Raw genomic sequence first — 19780 nt, 5'->3', positions numbered from 1 at the left:
AAAACAGTGTTCAATTAAAACTAATTGGAACTCTTTTGCGTGTCAATAAATCTCCAAATAACTAGTAATGTAGAAATTGTAGACATAAATAACGTATACATAGCAGCGTTCTGTCGAGCATTTTTTAATTTTTGAGGCTGAATATAAACAACATCATTGGGTTGTAAATAAAACACTTCAGACTCGAAAATATTCTTACTCGTCAAATCCACTTTAAATGGCTGAGTACCATCCTCATATTCACGAATTACTGTAGTTTTATCTAACGATGCAAATTCACTTATCCCACCAGCCATGCCAATAGCTTCAAAAATAGTAAGTCTATTGTGATAGTTATACACAACACCAGGCTGCCGAACCTCCCCCATCACAGTAACCTTAAAACTCAAGTACTTAACCTGCACAGTCGCATCATTCAGGTATTCATCGGCCCTAATCTGAATACTTTCTTTTGCTTCTTTAAGAGATAAGCCTCCAACCTTAATTTTCCCTAAAATGGGAATTTCAACTTCTCCAATATCATCAACTAAAAATCCACTAATATATTGTCCAGATAATGATTCATAAGGTCTGTTGTAACCTGAATTACCAGCCCCTGGACTAAAGAGCGCATTCACCTCAGCGTTTATTGTTGAAATATTGATGTATAAATTATCATTTGACTGAATAATATACGTAGAGGGGGGCTCTGGAACTCCATTTAAAAATGCCTCTGTATTAACATCATATAAAAAAGTAAGTTTCTTTTCCGAACTACATGAAAAGAAACTTATACCTACCATCATTACTAAGATATAATGAATAAAATGTTTTCGTATGCTCATAATAAATTGACCAATAAATTCATTCTAGTTTTCTGGCGAAAAGATAAAAAAATTAATGCCCATCTCCAATTAACATCACACGAATAGTTTTAAAAACTAAAATAAAATCTAATTTAATTGACCAATTATCAATGTACTTCATATCCAACTTCATCCATTCTTCAAACTTAATGTTATTTCTACCTGACACTTGCCATATGCACGTAATGCCCGGCTTAACACTTAATCGTCTAATTTGCCATCTCTCATACATTTCCACTTCACTAGGAATAGGAGGCCTTGGCCCCACAACAGACATTTCACCTCGTAAAACATTTAGAAATTGTGGAAGCTCATCAAGCGAAGTTTTTCTTAAAAATCTTCCAATTCTAGTAACTCTTGGATCCATTGCTATTTTAAACACCGGTCCTTCCTGTTCATTTTGTCCCATCAATTGAGCTTTTAAAGCTTCCGCGTCAGCAACCATTGTTCTAAATTTAAAAACATAAAAACGTCTTCCATTTAACCCAACTCGTTCTTGTTTAAAAAATATTGGGCCACCGTCATCTAATTTTATTGCAAGAGCAATTATTGCTAAAAATGGAAAAGTCAAGATAATTACAAATAAGCTAAAGAAGAAATCAATCATTGCCTTAGTCTTCAACGCGAGGTAATTATTAGGAGATGTTCGATATGACACAAAAGGCAATTGACTAAAAAGAGTAGCAGGCGATTTTAGTAAACTAGAATTTACAGCAACATTTGTTTGATGATGAAATCCTACACCAATTTCAGAACAATCTGCAATAAGTCTTGAAATCTCTTCATGATTCACTTGTGATTTGCAGTATATAACTTCATCAATTGTTTCATGATCTAAAATATCTTTTAAATCTTTTGAAGGAATAATGACTCTATAGTCAGAACCATATTCACTATTTATGGAACTACTATTGGTCATTATTGCCCAAATCCTGTAACCCCAATCAGTATTTCGAATCAATAAATCAATAAAGCTTTTTGATTCATTATCGGCAATTAATAAAATATTTCGGCTATTATAACCTTTCCTCCTGAAATAGCGAACAAATACTTGCAGCAGATATCGGTATATATTCAGAAAAACTATATTAATAGTCGTAAACAAAATCAAATTCACTATACTCAACGCAGAATATTGGAGTAAAATATTTATTGCAAACAAAAATCCTAATCCAATAGATATTGCACGAAAATACCCTTTAAATACTTTCCACCCACTAGTCATTCGAATCAAATTTCCGTTACCAGTTTGATCAAGTAATATAAACCACAATGATGAAACGATTATTATTGAGAAATTGAACTCAGTCAATTGAACTTCATTCGCACCGTAAATTCCAATCTGCAACCACCAAACAATAGCGAAGCTAAAAATTGTAATCAGCACTTGCAGAACAACACTGATTTTTGATATAACTGTTTCACGTTCCTTTAACATAGCCTGAGTTTTAAAAGTGAATTTTCATTAGACAACTGGTTTGATTTTATTTCAGTTTTCACAAGGACTAATCCATACTGTGAAAATGCAGGCTTATCTACATTCTAACTTTGTGTTTTGGTTCGATTTAAATAACAATCAAACTTACGGTTTAGATGTCAATTTCACACATAAAAATGTGCAAAGTAGTAAAATTACCCACCCACAAATAGCTAGATTTCTGAACTTTGAGGAAAATCTCCAGAAGGTCGATTAAGAGCAGACGAAAGTGCTAATTTCTTCTACATTTTAAAGTACGGTAAATACCTATTGCGCTTATCCCGCCAAGCATATTGAACAATAAGTCCAGAGTAGATGCGGTTCTAACGGTCGTTAACACACCTTGTAATACTTCAATTGCGCCCCCGATAGCAAACAGACACACAACAAGAACCAGAATGCCTGACTTACTGACACTTGATACACCCGACAACAAGCATAGCATTGCCAAAACAAAGTATAGGATAAAATGAACGACTTTATCAAAGTGTGGAAAGAATGAAGTATCATTCACTTTGTTGAAAGAGTAAAAAGAAAGAAACAGAATAAACAAAAACCATACTACAAGTATGGTTTTCCACATTATCTTCAACATATATCTATAATTTAAAGAATAGCAATAAATCACACAATATTTTATTCGAGATACCAATTATAGATCCGAGCGATCCCTTCCTCGATTTCCACCTGGTGTTTCCAACCTAATTGGTGAAGTTTAGAAGGATCTGTCAATTTTCTCATAGTTCCATCAGGCTTGTTGATATTAAAAATTAAATCTCCGCTGAATCCCACAATATTTTTAACCAATGCACCAAGATCACGGATACTTATTTCTTTCCCAGAGCCAATATTGATATGTGTATTCCTTACTTCCCCATTTTCGATCTCCGAAACCTTTATCAAATCATCAAAACTGACATTTTCCATTACAAACACACATGCATCTGCCATATCCTCACTCCACAAAAATTCTCTCATTGGCTTTCCAGTTCCCCAAATTTCCACAGAGACATTTCCATCTTTATGCTTTACCAATCCGTATTTTCCCAATACCTCTAACATCTCATTTTCACTCGATGTCCCATCGATACCTTCAATCGGTCTTCCTGATAAATCCTCTCTAATGAGATCCCAATTATTGTTTTCCAAACACTTCCCTAAATGTATCTTTCTAATTAACGCAGGAAGCACATGAGATTTTTCCAAATCAAAATTATCATTGGGACCATATAAATTTGTTGGCATAACTGCAATGAAATTAGTCCCATATTGTAGGTTGTAGCTTTCACACATCTTTATCCCTGCAATTTTTGCTATTGCATAAGGCTCATTTGTATACTCGAGGGGAGAAGTCAACAAGCTATCTTCTTTCATAGGCTGAGCAGCCTCTCTGGGATAAATGCAAGTACTTCCCAAAAACAAGAGTTTTTTCACACCGCCTAAATACGCCTGATGAATCACATTATTCTGAATCATTAGGTTCTCATAAATAAACTGTCCTCGGTAAATATTATTCGCCATAATCCCGCCAACCTTTGCAGCTGCAAGAAACACATAATCTGGTTTCTCCTTCTTAAAAAATTTAGCAACAGCATCCTGATCAGTCAAATCAAGCTCGCTAAATGACCTTAGCACAAAATTCCCATACCCTTTTTGTATCAGATTTTTATGGATGGCAGAACCAACCAATCCCAAATGACCCGCTATATATATCTTACTATTTTTGTCCATCAAATCGAGTGATTTTCTCCAGGTTTGTAACAACTACTCAAAATAATTCATAATTCGATATCCACCATCGCGCAGATATGAATCCTTTTGCATCAATTTTACATCGGACTTCATCATATCCGAAATTAAAGCAGCAAGATCATATTTCGGAATCCAGTCCAGTTTTTCGCGCGCTTTGGTAGCATCCCCTATAAGAAGGTCTACCTCGGTAGGACGAAAATACATCGGATCAACGCTTACAACTTCATTTGTTCCGTAACTCATTCGCGCCATTATTCCATCTAAAAATGAATCACCAACCCTTTCTTTAAACAAATCTTTATCGATGCCAGTTAAATATCCCTTTTCTTCTTTTCCCTCTCCCTTAAAGGAAACTTCAAGTCCAACTTCTTCAAATGATAAGCGAATAAAATCTCGGATTGTTGTCGTTACACCGGTTGCAATCACATAATCATCTGGTTGATCTTGCTGCAGAATAAGATACATTGCTCTTATATAATCTTTAGCATGTCCCCAGTCTCTTTTTGAAGAAAGATTTCCCATAAATACCTTGTCAAGCATTCCAAGTGCAATTCGAGACACCGCCCTAGTAACTTTTCTCGTTACAAAAGTTTCTCCACGCACAGGTGATTCATGATTAAACAATATTCCATTACTCGCATGAATTCCATATGCTTCCCGATAATTCACAGTAATCCAATATGCATACATTTTCGCCACGGCATAAGGTGATCGAGGATAAAATGGCGTCTTTTCTGTCTGCGGAACCTCTTGAACTAAACCATACAATTCGGAAGTTGAGGCCTGATAAATTCTAGTACTATTTAAACCAAGCAACCTTATCGCTTCCAATAATCTCAAAGTACCAATTCCATCAGCATTTGCAGTATACTCAGGCGTATCAAAACTCACCTTCACATGGCTCATCGCCGCGAGATTATAAATTTCATCTGGCTTAACCTCCTGAATAATCCGCGTTATATTCATGCTATCAGTCATATCTCCATAATGCAGAATAAGATTCCGGTTATCAGTATGTGGATCTTGATAGAGATGATCAATTCGATCCGTATTAAATAACGAGGACCGACGTTTAATCCCGTGAACTACATAGTTTTTCTTTAATAAATATTCTGCAAGATAGGCTCCATCCTGCCCGGTAATACCCGTGATTAATGCAACTTTTGACATAGACGTAATTTAGTTGTTTATTTTATATTTTTTGCATCCTATTGGGGACTGAAAAATTCTTCTAAAAACATAATGAGATTAATTAGAAATTGGAACGCTAATTATCGATCAATTGTTTTCCCCAGACTGTTTATTTAGTAAAAACACCCATTATCTAAAAATCTATTCTCTCTTTTTCCAAATTTAGAAAAACGATTGAAATAAATTGAAGTCAATTTGAATGGGACCTGATAATCGAGGTTAATTCTAAGAAATACGAAATCAAATTTACCAGTCCAAAGATTATACTACACTGCGATTATTCCAATGGGTATTTTTACTAAAAACATTATGAATCCGTAGATTTATTCTAACTTGTTGGGAAAGCCTAGAACACTTTATAATCGACTAATCTCATTCTGAAAATCGTTTTATCAATTTGAGAATCCCACACAACGTTCAACGCACGCTAAATACCTAAAATGCTGTCACTTGCAATTTAATCATTGTTATGGCACAGCTATTGCCATGCACAGACTCATATTGAAAATACGAATGCGATGAGTAGGACAATCAAAAAAAACAAAAACACATTAATTAATAATTTATCATCAAATCCCGGTATACATCGGGCTATTTCCTTATTAATCAACAATCAAAAAAAATAAAAAAATTGAAATCCGAATAGGGTATTTCGATACAAAAGGGTATGCACATTAGAAATGCAGCTTGATCAGTAAGACAACCCATTCGCTCAGCGAAAAAGCCAGTTTGATCACCGAGACATTATCTGATGTAGAATAAAAAGAAAAGAAAATGAATAAGACGAGAGATTTAATTTTTATCATTCTTTTAATGCTTCCTGTAACTCTTCTAGCACAAAACAGCTATTATGTGAGCAGCAGTGAGGGGAATGATTCAAATTCCGGTATCAGTACCGGTCAAGCATGGAAAACATTGGCAAAAGTGAATAGCTTCACACCGCGTCCTGGAGACAAAATACTTTTTAAAAGGGGAGATGAATGGGAAGGCACCATTACGGTTAAAGCCTCAGGTACATCTGGCAACCCAATAACCTATGGTGCTTATGGTACTGGTGAAAAACCTAAAATTTACGGTTCAAAAACAATTACTGGATGGACATTGCATTCTGGAAATATTTATAAAGCCAGTTTTAATGAAAATATTGAACAGCTATTTGTGAATGAAGAAAGAATGATGTTAGCAAGATATCCAAACGAAGGATACTCAATTAACAATGAGGACATTGACAGTAATATCAACTTTACTGGAGCATCTTATATCGAAAGAACAAGTGCCTATACTGTAGTCTCCAAGGTATTGCAAAGTTCTAGTGTACCAATTTCAGGTAACGGGTTTATTCTTACAAATAAGCTAGAATTGTTAGACAGTGCTGGCGAATGGTATTATGACGCTCTAAACAATACCGTTTATCTATGGACTGAAAACGATAATAATCCATCAAACTACCAAATTAGAGGATCAATTAATAACTTTTGCATGTCTATTTCATCTAAAAGTTATATAACTATTCAAGAACTAAGTTTATTGCAGTGCAATAATTCGGGTATAATAATTGACAATAATAGTGATTATGTTTCTATTCTGGGGAATACAATCAAATATGGAGAACAATATGGCATCTATCTCCCCAGCTCAGGCTCTAACAATACCGTTATAAGTAATAATTTAATAGAAGGCTCTAACAGAACTGGCATTTGGATATTATCGCCTAATTCTAGTATCGAAGACAATACTGTAATAAATATCGGATTACAAACAAATTGGCATAAGATCGCTCAAGGTCAACAAGTAGGGACAGGAATTTTCTCTAGATCGGACAATTGTACTATAAATCATAATCGCATAGTTAACACAGGTTATGATGGCATCAATTTTTATGGTCAAAAAACAATGGTAAAGTTCAACTTTGTTAATAACGCAATGTCAACACTTGGTGATGGTGGCGCAATTTATACGTACAATGGTTCAAATTATTCTAATCCTGCATCAGCCGGCTCTGAGATTATGTATAATCTAGTTATTAACTCAACTGGTAACAGAGATGGATATCCTAAGAATAATTGGGATGATGGATATGGAATATACATGGATGATCGAACCCATGATGTTAAGATACATTACAATACTGTGCACAATTGCAACGCAGGGATATATCTTCATATTGCCGGTAATATTGAAGTGAAAAATAATAGCATTTCCAACTGCAATGCAATGATGCTTTCCTGCGGGGAAGAACAAGACAGCTACGTTACAAATAATACATTCTATGCGTACAATGAAATTGATGATTTCATATGGTGGCAAGACGATCCACAACGTTTCATCAAAGAAGATGGTGCATCTCCAGTATATGACTATAATAAATATGTAAATCACTACAATTCATCAAACATTTTCAATAACTTTGGCGACTGGCTAACTTGGAAAAACAATTATAGAGACGCAAGTTCCACTTTTAAAAGTCTAAGACTTGACACTAATGAAAACGAAAAGTTATTTTATAATGACACCAAACAAACCAAGATATTTAGCTTGGGAAGTGGAACATTTAAAGATATTTTTGGCAATGTAATTTCAAACTCATTCACATTAGAACCATTCACCTCTAAAATCGTAATTGGAACCAATTTTGATCAGGTGCAAAGTGATAATCAAGCTCCAATAATTCAGGATCAAAAATTCGATTTACAGGGAGACATAAGCATCAACCAGCTTATTGGACAAGTAAATGCATCAGATCCTGATGCAGGACAAAGCTTAAGTTATTCAATAATTGATGGCAATACAGATAATCTATTTTCTATTGATCGATCGTCAGGAGTGATAAAGGCAACTGCAAATTCAGTACTTACAAGTGATCTTTCATATAATTTGGTAGTGCAAGTAACTGATGATGCTGTAAATCCATTGTCAAGTACTGCAAATATTCAAATCAACATAAAAAGCAGTTCTCAAGTCCCCTCTGAGTCAATTGACACCACCAGTCCAACCATTACCGGTTTTAGCATTCCATCTACTTCAACATCATTAACTATAGATATTCAGTCATTTACTGCCACAGACAATGTTCAAATTAATGGATATTTCTTATCAGAGAACAACGTTAATCCAAGTAGTTCTGATGAAAACTGGGTATCCTCTCAACCCGCATTCTATACTTTTTCATCTGAAGGAGAAAAAAATCTTTATGCGTGGGTAAAAGATGCTGCTGGCAATATTTCAGTTAATAAATCAGCCGCGGTAACGATCTCACTCCCCGCAATATCTTCAGATTTTTCCGAATATCTTTTTGAAGAAGGTAGTGGTTCAACAGTACTTGACTCAAAAGGATCAAACGACGGGAGTATCATAAATAATGTTAGTCGAACGATTGGAATTAAAGGGGATGGACTCGAATTAAATGGCTCATCCTATATAAATCTGGGAAAAAGTTTCGGTGATAATATCCAGGATGAAGTAACGCTCAGTGCATGGATTCAACCAACTCTTGCATCTGGCGGCTACCAGGGGATTATTATGCATGGAGGTCCAAATTTTGATTCATTTGCCTTGTATATTCATACAAATAATCAAACAATCGGATTTAAAACGTCGGGGACTTCCTCTTCGTGGACATCTGTTGTCGCCCCCGCCTTATTCGACGGAAATTGGCATCATTTAACTGCCACCTATGATGGATCTCAAAAAATCATCTATTTGGATAATACCGTTTTAGTGAAGGCTAATTCAACAGGATTAATTGAATCGGGAGCAGGATATAATTTATTAATTGGTGCTGGTCGGGACGAGACTCCTCCAACATTAATTTACACAGGACTAATTGATGAAGTTCGTATTTACAACTACGCATTAACAAGTTCTGAAATTAGTGAATTATATTTTCAGGTTCAAAATAGCGAGGCAACCGGCCAAACTGACAAGGAATCAACTACAGCTACAAACCAAGCCCCTACGATTTCAGATCAGTACTTTGAAATTAGTCAGCCAAAGATAACTAATGAATTTGTAGGAAAAGTAGTTGCCTCAGATCCTGATGCCTCTCAGCAAATAAGCTATTCAATTACCTCTGGAAATAATGAAGGACTGTTCATGATTGATCCAGTCTCTGGAGATTTATATACAAATTCAACAATTGAAACAAATACGAACAAATCCGTTGTACTTTATGTAACAGTTTCCGATAATGAAACAACACCATTATCATCAAGTGCCCAGGTAACTGTTTCAATTAATACCATGGAAGTAAATCTGGCTCCTGTAGTTTCAGATCAGACATTTGAAATTCGCAAGAATAATAAATCAAATGATCTTGTTGGACAAGTAATTGCATCCGACCCAAATATTGGACAAACCCTAACTTATTCAATTGTTAGCGGTAATACCGACAATCAATTCTATATGGATCCAAATACTGGTGAAATCTTTACAGACAAAGCACTATTGTTAACATCGAATCAAACAATTATATTAGCCGTTGACGTTAAAGATAATGGTTTATCTCCGCTGTCAAGTCGTGCAAATATTACTGTAAATGTTATTGCAGATAGTAAATTAGTAAATGCAGAAGTAAAGGGAAATAATAAAAAACAAATTACACTTTATTATACAGAACCTCTTCAGGAAACAACTCTAAAAAGCACCGAATTGATCTCTGCTTTTACGGTAAATAATAGTAAGTCCATAAAAAAAGTTAGTATTAAAGGGAACGAAATTCGACTAGATGTGGATTCTGATTTTAATTTTGAAGATGAAATTTACATTAGTTACGATAGCAGTACAAGTGCTATACTTGATTTGTCTGGAAATGAAATTGACTCATTCACGAACTATATTGTAGAAAATAACCTGCCAATAGAAACGGATGACGTTACAACTGATGTGGAAACTGACATAGACAATGGAACAATGGAGGTTTCGTTCTACCCAAACCCTTCAAATGGTTTTTTTACCATAAGGGCTAATAACCTTATTGCAGATAACTGTATTATCAATATGTATAATATGCAAGGTAGTCTGGTTGCTAATAAAGAAATTTTTGCCATGTTTGGTAGCCTGGAAGAACGAATTGACATGACTCATTTAAGTACGGGGACTTACATCATTCACTTTATAAATGAGAGTCAAACCAAGCAGAATAAGTTAATCATTCAATAAATAGAAATTTTCCTAACTATAATATAAGGGAATGAGCGATTTGCCAAATGAAATCGCTCATTCCCTTTTTATGTAAAAGCACCTTTTACTTTATATTTTGATAATTACTAAGGGTGTGGAGGTTTTCAACCTCCATTAAACACAACAAGTTAGCGTTAACTTCACAACGCTAAAGTCGTTAATAACAGAAGCGCTAGCCTGTTAAAGTCGCTCGGGGCGGTTTTGGCATGTGGGAGGAAGGACTACCTTGACAAGATTTTTCTTTGTTTCGTTTCTTTTCATCTATGGAAAAGAAATGAAATTATTTTAATAAGGGGGTAACACTGCTAAATTACCTGTTCTCCAAATCTAAAATCTCAATTTGTGACTCATTACCGCCTAGCTTATTATTAACATAAAACAGTTAGAAATTGACATTGATAAGAAAAAACAAGGGTTTCCTGTAAAATTTAGGGGCGTTCCTGTAATCCTGCTTCGTTTTGTTTAATATTTAATTCAGTAATGCTAACTTGCTCCATGTTTTTGGTCTTATCACCCCACAATCAAAAGTGAGTGATTCTTAACGGTAATACGTCAAAAAAAGTTTGTCTATAGAGGAATAAAAGAACTTGATCTCCCCACATGCCACAGGGATGGTATGTAGCCGGCCAGCTGTCGGTAATAAAGAGGCCGCCCTTGCCATGGTAAGCTAAAAGGCGGCCCAACAGTTAACAACGAATAAATTCGTTGCTACCACGCCAAAATTACTAATTATGGCAACATTAAACGACAAAGAAAGTCGTGATTTCGTACAACAGGTGCTTGTCATCGTCAATCAGAATGCAAGTTTGCTAACTGATGCGGGATTTGATCCAACGCCCCGAACAGGGCAGTTACAAACCGAGCTTCAAACAGCTGACGATGCAGAGGGTGCCCAACAGAACGCACAAGCCGCTGCTCTTGATGCAACAAAAGTCGCACAGCAAACATTAGAAGTGGCTTATAATGATGCTTCTGCCGTTGTAAACCTGATAGAAGGTTTGCTTGGAAAAGATCATGGTCTGGTACGTCAATTGCGTCAACTACGGAAGTAGTTCTTTCACATTATTAAAAAATCCCGTTCTGGATTCTGGACGGGATTTCTTATTTCATTTCATTTTGAATTTTAAATAAACAGACTCTCCTTTCCATCAGATGATCACAATCTGACACCAGAGCCTGATACTCACATGCCAGAGCATGTCATTCTTATGGAAGATCATCTTTCCAAAACAACCGATGATACCAATCTTATGCCAGAGCATCTTGCTACCCAATAAGAGAAAGGCGATCTTGTAGAAGATGATGTTGCTATCCTGTAAGATCGTCATTCTCCTACACAAGATTAACGTTCTCTGGAACAAGCTCATGCCTCTCAGGTAAAAGATCATCGTTTACTGACGGAAGATAGTAATCCTCCCCTGAGTTTAAAAAACCGCTAAGAACACTGTGGATATAGAGATTAATGGCTTTTGCGTGATACCTACCGCGCCAGTCCAGACAAGGACTAAAAAGGGGAAAGCCTACAGGGGAAGTCTAGATTTATAGGGAAGCTTACGGCAGTGGTAAAAAAGGAAATGCATCCCCAAATGAGCATGCATTTCCTTTTGATTACACTATGTAAATTAATCTAAATTTTCTTCTATAAATTCTTTTGTTTCTCTAATGTGTGATTGACTGGAGGCTCCGAATAAAACAGATTCAATTTTTGGAAACCGACCTAAATATTCAATTGCCTCTTTTGGTCTAAGAGCACCAGCTGCCAAAACCTGCATGGCAATAGGCCTAAATTCTTTTTCTTTTAAGTACTTCTCATATACTTCAATTCCTCCACTCATCCTGAAGCCAATTTTGTTAATTGAACTACAGATAATCGGATTCTCAATTCCAATCGAATTTAACGTATCTAATAATAATGGCATATTCATCGTAATATAACCTGGCTCTGCATTGTATTTTTTTCGAATATATTCGTCGTACTCTTTAAATACATCATTCATTTTTAATCCCAGGATCATATCAACTAATACATTCTGAATAAAGATCACAGGAGTATTGATACCTTTGAACATCTTCATTTCTGCATCAATCAATAATTTCATCAACTTGATAAAATCTTTGTTTAAAAATGCCATCCCTCCCTTTGCAAATGTTGAAAAAACATTCCCTGGCACATATTGCTTAATTGTTCCAGCTATCCCTAACTCAGTAACAGCATTTGCGTATTTATGAGCGTAAGGCATGCATGGAAATATATTAAAGTCCTTATATTTTGATGGATTGGAACGCATATGATTGCAAATATTTCCAATACGATCATGAGTAGTGCACATAAATGTATTAATTCCTGTTTCAATTGCTTGGTCAAGCACCCTGATTATTGCTAAGTCATCTTTAAAACGAATGGCCTGCGCACGAGATTTTTCATCAGACAGGTGATTTACTGCAAAAAACTGGTTGTCTCCAAATAATACTTTATCCATGAGTAATGTTATTTTTTAGCGTTTTCAATAAGCATTTCAATCACTTTGTCAGTGTATAATCCTTCTTCAAAAGTGTTTAAACTAGTTATATTACTATTAATAATGCAGTCAATAAAATAATCAATCTGTGCGCTGTATTCTTCTCCTCGAAGATAAAAATCAACAGGAATTGCCAAATCAGTTATATATTTAATTGTCCATCCTTTTTCTAAACTTTCTTTTGGAGCCGCTTCTTTTAAATAGATTTTAAGTTCGGTTGCATCACAAATAATCTTTCCTTTCTTCCCATATACAGTTATAGAAGTTGACATCTTACGAAATGTCTCATCACTCCAGTTCACAGATAATACACCACTTAGACCACTTTCTAAACTCATTAAAGAATATACTGCATCCTCAACTCCTTTAGAATACATACTCTTCAATAAAGTTCCATTCAATTTTGATGGACGACCAATAACCTCCTGAATCAAATTGATTACATGAGAAGCATAATCGTACAAGCAACCACCTCCTTCTTCTGGCCTTGAACGCCAGGTACCACCCTTTTCTTTAGTAACTACAGGACCGTATGCTTCCCCAGTAAAATGAGTCAACTCTCCTAAGACATCAGTCTTCAGCAAACGCCTCAATTCTCGAAATGTTCCAATAAAATGATTATGATATCCGACTTGGTTGATCAGTTGTCTATTATTTGCGATCTCTACGAGTTCGCTTCCCTCGTTTACATTTAAACTAAATGGTTTTTCACAAAACGTATGAATTCCTTTTCCTAATGCATATTTAACAATCGGATAGTGAAATCGGGTAGGAGTAGCAACCAAAACAAAATCCAGGCTCTCACTATCTATCATTTTGATATAGTCACTGTAAGTCCTAATTTTACTGAATTTGTTGAAGGCATTCAACACCATTGAAGACGTATCACAGACTGCAACAAGGTCCACTTTTGGATGAGCACCTACGATCGCTGCATGAGATAGCCCCATTTTACCTAATCCAATAATTGCTCCTTGAATCATATTTTCTTTATTTTTAAGAATATTAAAATTACATGCCAGAAAAAAAGCATCTGGTTACCAATATTTCGTTTGAATACTTCTGGTCTCAAAAAGATTCTCACCAACCATCCAATTCTTAACTTAAACCAAATAGGGTGAATCGTTTTCTGCGTGCCTGCAAACCAATCAAAAACATTTCCTATACAAATTACTAAACCAGCGTTCAGTCTTTCCCTATGTTGTATTGCCCACTTTTCTTGCTTTGGACATGTCATCCCTACAAACAAAATATCTGGTTTGAATAAGTTAATCTTATTAACCATTGTCTTATTTTCCTCCGCAGAGAATTCAGGTTTAAATGGTGGAGAATGAGTCTCTATCGAAATATTTGGATACTCATCATTTGCTCGATTCTCTATCTTTTTAAGTGTACTTTCAGATGAACCTAGAAAGAAAGCTTTCCCCCCACGCTTATTTAGACGGTTAATAAAATGATAAAATACATCCGGCCCCTGATTTCTCTTTATATTCTTGCCTTGAAGCATCAGCGATGCAAATGCAAAATAAACCCCATCTAAAACTAAATAATCAGAAGTTTTCAGCGCCTTTTCAAACTCACTATCTTTTGTTGTAATACCGTATGAGTTAGGACTGATGGTGTTAACTACCCGACATTGATCTTTTGTAATTGGAATTAGGCTTAGATCATCAGAGAAGACAGTAAACTCTAAGGTATTTATTAATTTCATAAAATTCACAATTGCTAATTACTGATATTTATAGAGTAAGACTACTTATACACTCGTTCTCTGAGCCAATCAACATTACTCCTTACAACCTTTGCTGGAATTCCAGCAGCAATAGACCCACTAGGGACATCCTTCGTAACCAATGACTTAGTGCCAATGATCGAATTTTCCCCGATTGTTACTCCCTTCAAAACAATAGAGTGAGCACCAATCCACACATGATCATGCACTTCAATATTTTGGGCGTAGTTTATTCTCATACCTGTCTTAGTATCCAATATACTATGCGAATCCCCTGTTCTAAATTCAATATTATTAGAAAACATACAGTCATTACCAATAACAATTTTACTATTCGATTCAGTTACTGCAAGGTGAGCCGATTCAACAGTTGTTTTGTCACCAATTTGTATACTACAACAATCATCTTCGAACCATATACTACCACCCCGAAAAAAACAATCCTCGCCAATTTTGAATTTATTCTTATTCCCTCGTATATATATCTTCATATCTGATAATACAGTTCTAACACCAATTTCAATAACATTCCCATCACCTACAATATCATATTTCACATTGAACAATACCCCCTTGTTCTTGATCTTGTTATTTCTACCAATTATCGAAAGTTTATATCTTCTTTTTAATCGCTGGATACGCCGAGCTATATTATATAAAAGCCGACTATCTTTAATAAATTTTATTACTTTCTCATTCATTCCTATCAATATTTCGTAATAATACATTCGACAACGAGTTTTTTAAGATCTCAACAATCCTCATCTCAAACTTTTTAATAGTAAATTCTTTACTGTATTTTTCCTTCCCAGCGTCTCCCATATCCTGTCGTAATTTTGGGTCATTTATCAATAACTCTAATTTATCAGCTAACCTACCTGGGTTGTTACTATCTATGAGAAAACCAGTATGATTATTATCTACCATATCCCTTATACCACCTTCATTTGTTGAAATAATTGGCAATCCAAATTGCATTGCTTCTAATAATACTAATGGAAAACATTCATTCGGATAAAAAGTCGGAAAAGCAAATATGTCGGCTTGTGCAAAAGCGTCATGTTTATCTCTTCCGTATCTTTTCCCTAAATACGAAACACAGCTTTCCAATTTTCTTTCTTGGATCTTTTCCACAAATTCTGATTCAGAAATATCCCCTTCTCCTCCAATGAAATCACAAAAAAATCGAATATCTCTATTTCTCAAAATAGTGCAAGCATCTAATAAAACAGTGACACCTTTTGAGTCAATCAAGTTTGAAAGAAACAAGATTTTGACAGGTTGATCTTTCTGCAAACTGAAATCAGAACGATACTCATCAGGAACTCCATTCGGGCAAATCGATGCTCGATCCGGTCGAACAAAAGCAGCAACATCACTATATAAATACTGTGATAGAAGAATTACATCAACATTTCGAAACACATACTTATAGCACAAATAATATATTGGCTTTGTCTGGAAATTTTTAACACCTTTATTGTGCAAGTGATAAATCAGATTAACTCTGCAAGTTTTAATTAAAATAACCAACAAAACATCTCTGAAAAAAGCAACTCCAGTTGTTGTCAGAGAAAAATAACATAAATCTGTTTTGCTGAATAACAATTCTTTTAATAATCTAACCCAAATCAAAATAAATCCAAAGACCTTTCTAAGATTAACTCTACCAGTTTCATTAACATTCCTAGATGCAAGCAAATTAACATACCGACAAGAAAACTTTTCATTAATCAAGCTACTATCCTGAATAAATTTTCCAACCATTGAAGACCCATGAACAGGTGGCGGAATATGGAGAAGAAAGAGAATGTTGTTTTTTATTTTTCTTTTCATATTTGCGAAAAAAGCGTCCAAATTTTTTCATCTAGAGTAAACGGCATTAAGTCGGATTTCAATTTAATTGGCAATTGGAGAGGAGATAATTCTTTAGATACTTTGTCAATAAGGGCTGTTAATTGCAATTCATCTTTAGGATCAAACAGATATCCATTATCATCATTTATTAAGGTTGATGCACCAGCAAGGGCAGAACAAATAACTTTACATCCCGCCAATAATGCTTCATTAACGACAACACCGTATGGTTCCTGATAACTTGGTAGGATTAAACATTGAGCAATGTTAAACCACACCATTAACTCTCTCCCTTCAAACCGCCCCAGCAATAAACACGAATCTGACAATCCTAATTCTAGGATTAACTTTGACAAGGCTTCAAACTCTTCTCCGGCGCCAATAATAACCAATATGTCATTTTTGTTTTTTCGTTTTGCAAAAGCTCTAATTAGCAATATTGGATTCTTAATCTTTACCAATCGCCCAACAAATAGAAAAACTTTTTTACCATTCAGTTTATATTTATAAACTTTTTCATCTATACCTATTAAACTCTCATTTAGCTTCTCCCTAAAGACATTATTGGAATGTACAATAGGTAACTCTATTGCTTGGGGTTTTGAATTAACATTTTTCGAATACCAACCACAAACTTGCTTACTCGGAAATATGACGCCATCTAGATAATTTGAGGCAATACTTCTGGCTATCTTCCTAATTCCCTTCCTACTGACTGACAAATCCAGACTATCATCACTAATAGTATATACTTTTAGAGAGCTCTTAAGCAGTATTTTATAAATTAATACGGCAAAAGTTATTTGACTATATTCACTGCAAAATATTATTCCAGGATTGACATCTCTTATTATTTTGAATATACCAAAACGCATTGATCTACTATTGAAATCGAAACCTGAAGACAACAAATTAAACGTAAACCTACTACCTCCTCTCAATTTCTTCTGATCAAATTTTTGATCTTGAAGATTAGCGTAGGTAAAGTAAAATGTTGCATCAAAATTCTGAGCAATTTTATTAAAAAAGTCTATTCGGTAGGGAGCGAGTGCCGGATGAAAGACAACAATTTTTGTTTTACACATAAAAAATAAATTGTAAAGATATCTCGAAAACTATCGAAAATATAGATAATTATATCCGAGAATAAACCGGATTCCAGAGATATAAGACCACGAAAAGGCAATTCACAACTTAAAAAATCGCTTATGATTCCCTATATAAAAACTAATATTTACCAATCGACTACTTAAGAATGACCCAAATCGCTCGAATAGTCTTCTAATTTTTGAAGAATCGACAACTTGTGAGTCCTCTATTAGAAGAATTGGATTGTGTTTTATTTTTAGCCTATTATGAATACAATAAACATTCAATAATCGTTCAGCCATAAATCCAAAAACCCTTGATTGATATGAATAAGGAGATATTTTCACTTTCTTTTCTACCTCAAATAGCACCGCAAATAACCATTCGCAATATTGATCAAAAACTTCCTTTTTGCAAATAAGCATATTATACGGACTAAATTTATTAGTATCGTAAAGAAATTTGTTCCATGTTGATAAATATGCTGGGAATTTATTACCAAGAACTTCCGATATTATCTCTATGTCTTCTCTTATATGATTAGAGGTGTAATATACATACATTGAATACGGATACACATGAGACTTTGCAAGTATTATATCATGTTTCTTCAGGTGTCCATTTATAACATCTTCACTTGGGATATAATCATCTAAATCACTTTCTTTGATAAATTTTACAGTCTTTGCAAAAAAGGTATTCGATTTAAGATTAAAATGGCGTCTATAATGATACATTCCAATAATATTTGTATCTAAATTTTTCCAAGCCCAATAAAAAGCAGTCAACTCACAATAATTAGGATTTTTTTCAGAAATATTGTCCCCAACCTCATCTCCCTGCAACCCAAAATCCTTATTTGACCGTTTTTTCCCGACATGAATTGGTAAAAATATTTCATTCTCTGGAAAATTCCCTTCTTTATGAGTCGCAATTAAAATTTTTGTATTAACCATTATTTTGAACCTTTTTAGATAATTCCAGTGCTTTTGCCACAACTTGATGCATGTCGTAGTATTTATACTCAGCAAGTCTTCCACAAAAAACTACTTTAGTTTGTTTTCGGGCTAACTCCTGATATTTAGACAGAACTAGCTGGTTCTTCTGATCATTAATTGGGTAGTATGGCTCATTATCTTTAGAAAACTCATGTGGATACTCCCTTGTTATATACGTTTTGTCCTGAGTCCCAAACTCAAAGTGTTTGTGCTCGATAATTCGAGTATAAGGAACTTCTCGATCTGTATAGTTTACTACAGCATTGCCCTGAAAATCTGGCATATTCAACAACTCATTTTCAAAATAAAGGCTTCTATATTCAAGTTCTCCAAATTGACATTCATAAAATTCATCAATTTTCCCGGTATATACTATCTTTTTAGCTAAATTATCAAAATCATACTTTCTATCGAAATAGTTTTCTCCGGTCCTTACCTCAACACCGTCTAATAGATTCTCAATTAGTTTGGTATAACCACCAATTGGTATCCCTTGATAAATATCATTAAAATAGTTATTGTCAAATGTATACCTAAAAGGTAACCTACGAATTATGAAAGCAGGTATCTGAGTTGCTGGACGCCCCCATTGCTTTTCCGTATATCCTTTAATCAGCTTTTCATAAATATCTCTCCCTCCTAGCACCAGTGCCTGTTCCTCGAGATTTCTGGGTTCTTTAATGTCGAAATATTCAGCTCGTTGTTTCTCAATTTTTTTCTTTGCTTCTTCTGGTGTTTTAACCCCCCATAATTGGTAGAAAGTATTCATATTAAACGGCAAATTAAACAATCTTCCTTTATGATTTGCAATAGGAGAATTGGTAAATCGGTTAAACTCTACAAAAGAATTTACATAATTCCACACTTCTTTATTACTAGTATGAAAAATATGAGCTCCATATTTATGTACATTAATTCCTGCTATATTTTCCGTATATATATTCCCAGCAATATGCTGCCTTTTATCTATTACAAGGCACTTTTTACCTTTTTTTGAGACCTCATGAGCGAAAACAGCACCAAAAAGACCAGCACCAACAATTAAATAATCATACTTTGCCATTTTGCAAACTAAATTAAATTTACATTAACCAACAAGACAAGGGTAAATATTGTTTCTTCGATATTTCCAATAATTTAAT

The 19780-nt window shown here is 34.6% G+C and carries 15 protein-coding genes; 2 read left to right on the top strand and 13 right to left on the bottom strand.

Annotated features, from left to right (window positions below; genetic code table 11):
* Positions 1-20: 20 nt before the first annotated feature.
* The 5 genes from ACUNWD_RS17800 to gmd form a co-directional block, all read right to left on the bottom strand.
* Positions 21-824, bottom strand: a complete 804-nt coding sequence (locus ACUNWD_RS17800) for a polysaccharide biosynthesis/export family protein (protein WP_445589204.1) — start codon at positions 822-824, stop codon at positions 21-23.
* A gap of 52 nt (positions 825-876) precedes the next feature.
* Complete coding sequence (locus tag ACUNWD_RS17795; protein WP_445589203.1) at positions 877-2283, bottom strand: sugar transferase; 1407 nt, start codon at positions 2281-2283, stop codon at positions 877-879.
* A 271-nt stretch (positions 2284-2554) separates the two neighbouring features.
* Entirely contained in the window at positions 2555-2905 is a 351-nt protein-coding gene (locus ACUNWD_RS17790) for a VanZ family protein (protein ID WP_445589236.1), read from the bottom strand.
* Between the two features lie 53 nt (positions 2906-2958).
* Complete coding sequence (locus ACUNWD_RS17785) at positions 2959-4053, bottom strand: GDP-L-fucose synthase family protein (protein ID WP_445589202.1); 1095 nt, start codon at positions 4051-4053, stop codon at positions 2959-2961.
* Positions 4054-4086: 33 nt separating this feature from the next.
* Positions 4087-5244 carry a GDP-mannose 4,6-dehydratase gene (gene gmd, locus ACUNWD_RS17780; RefSeq protein WP_445589201.1) on the bottom strand — a complete coding sequence of 386 codons (1158 nt, stop codon included), beginning with the start codon at positions 5242-5244 and terminating at the stop codon, positions 4087-4089.
* 795 nt (positions 5245-6039) lie between these two features.
* Here gmd and ACUNWD_RS17775 point away from each other — a divergent pair.
* Both ACUNWD_RS17775 and ACUNWD_RS17770 read left to right on the top strand, forming a co-directional pair.
* Entirely contained in the window at positions 6040-10422 is a 4383-nt protein-coding gene (locus ACUNWD_RS17775) for a cadherin domain-containing protein (RefSeq protein WP_445589200.1), read from the top strand.
* 752 nt (positions 10423-11174) lie between these two features.
* Positions 11175-11495, top strand: coding sequence for a hypothetical protein (locus ACUNWD_RS17770; protein ID WP_445589199.1), 321 nt, complete (start codon positions 11175-11177; stop codon positions 11493-11495).
* A gap of 570 nt (positions 11496-12065) precedes the next feature.
* On the opposite strand, the gene ACUNWD_RS17765 is transcribed toward ACUNWD_RS17770, so the two are convergent.
* The 8 genes from ACUNWD_RS17765 to glf all read right to left on the bottom strand — a co-directional run bounded on the left by ACUNWD_RS17765 (position 12066) and on the right by glf (position 19701).
* Positions 12066-12923: a hypothetical protein gene (locus ACUNWD_RS17765; RefSeq protein ID WP_445589198.1), complete on the bottom strand. Its 858-nt coding sequence runs from the start codon at positions 12921-12923 to the stop codon at positions 12066-12068.
* 8 nt (positions 12924-12931) lie between these two features.
* Positions 12932-13945, bottom strand: a complete 1014-nt coding sequence (locus ACUNWD_RS17760) for a Gfo/Idh/MocA family protein (protein ID WP_445589197.1) — start codon at positions 13943-13945, stop codon at positions 12932-12934.
* The gene (locus ACUNWD_RS17755; protein ID WP_445589196.1) at positions 13942-14673 is read right to left on the bottom strand and encodes a WecB/TagA/CpsF family glycosyltransferase; all 732 of its coding nucleotides are present in this window, start codon (positions 14671-14673) and stop codon (positions 13942-13944) included. The genes ACUNWD_RS17760 and ACUNWD_RS17755 overlap by 4 nt, the downstream gene beginning before the upstream one ends.
* 41 nt (positions 14674-14714) lie before the next feature.
* Positions 14715-15422: an acyltransferase gene (locus ACUNWD_RS17750; protein WP_445589195.1), complete on the bottom strand. Its 708-nt coding sequence runs from the start codon at positions 15420-15422 to the stop codon at positions 14715-14717.
* Complete coding sequence (locus ACUNWD_RS17745) at positions 15388-16530, bottom strand: glycosyltransferase family 4 protein (protein ID WP_445589194.1); 1143 nt, start codon at positions 16528-16530, stop codon at positions 15388-15390. Before ACUNWD_RS17745 ends, ACUNWD_RS17750 begins: the two co-directional genes overlap by 35 nt.
* A complete protein-coding gene (locus ACUNWD_RS17740; protein ID WP_445589193.1) occupies positions 16527-17636 on the bottom strand; it encodes a glycosyltransferase in 1110 nt (369 codons plus the stop codon). Before ACUNWD_RS17740 ends, ACUNWD_RS17745 begins: the two co-directional genes overlap by 4 nt.
* 102 nt (positions 17637-17738) lie before the next feature.
* Entirely contained in the window at positions 17739-18596 is an 858-nt protein-coding gene (locus tag ACUNWD_RS17735; protein WP_445589192.1) for a DUF4422 domain-containing protein, read from the bottom strand.
* Positions 18589-19701 (bottom strand): UDP-galactopyranose mutase, encoded by a 1113-nt coding sequence (glf, locus tag ACUNWD_RS17730; RefSeq protein ID WP_445589191.1) that lies wholly within the window; start codon positions 19699-19701, stop codon positions 18589-18591. The genes ACUNWD_RS17735 and glf overlap by 8 nt, the downstream gene beginning before the upstream one ends.
* Positions 19702-19780: the final 79 nt, after the last annotated feature.

Source organism: Sunxiuqinia sp. A32 (genome assembly GCF_052690465.1).
Note: the sequence above shows the minus strand (reverse complement) of the source record. Positions and strands in the feature narration are given on the sequence as shown.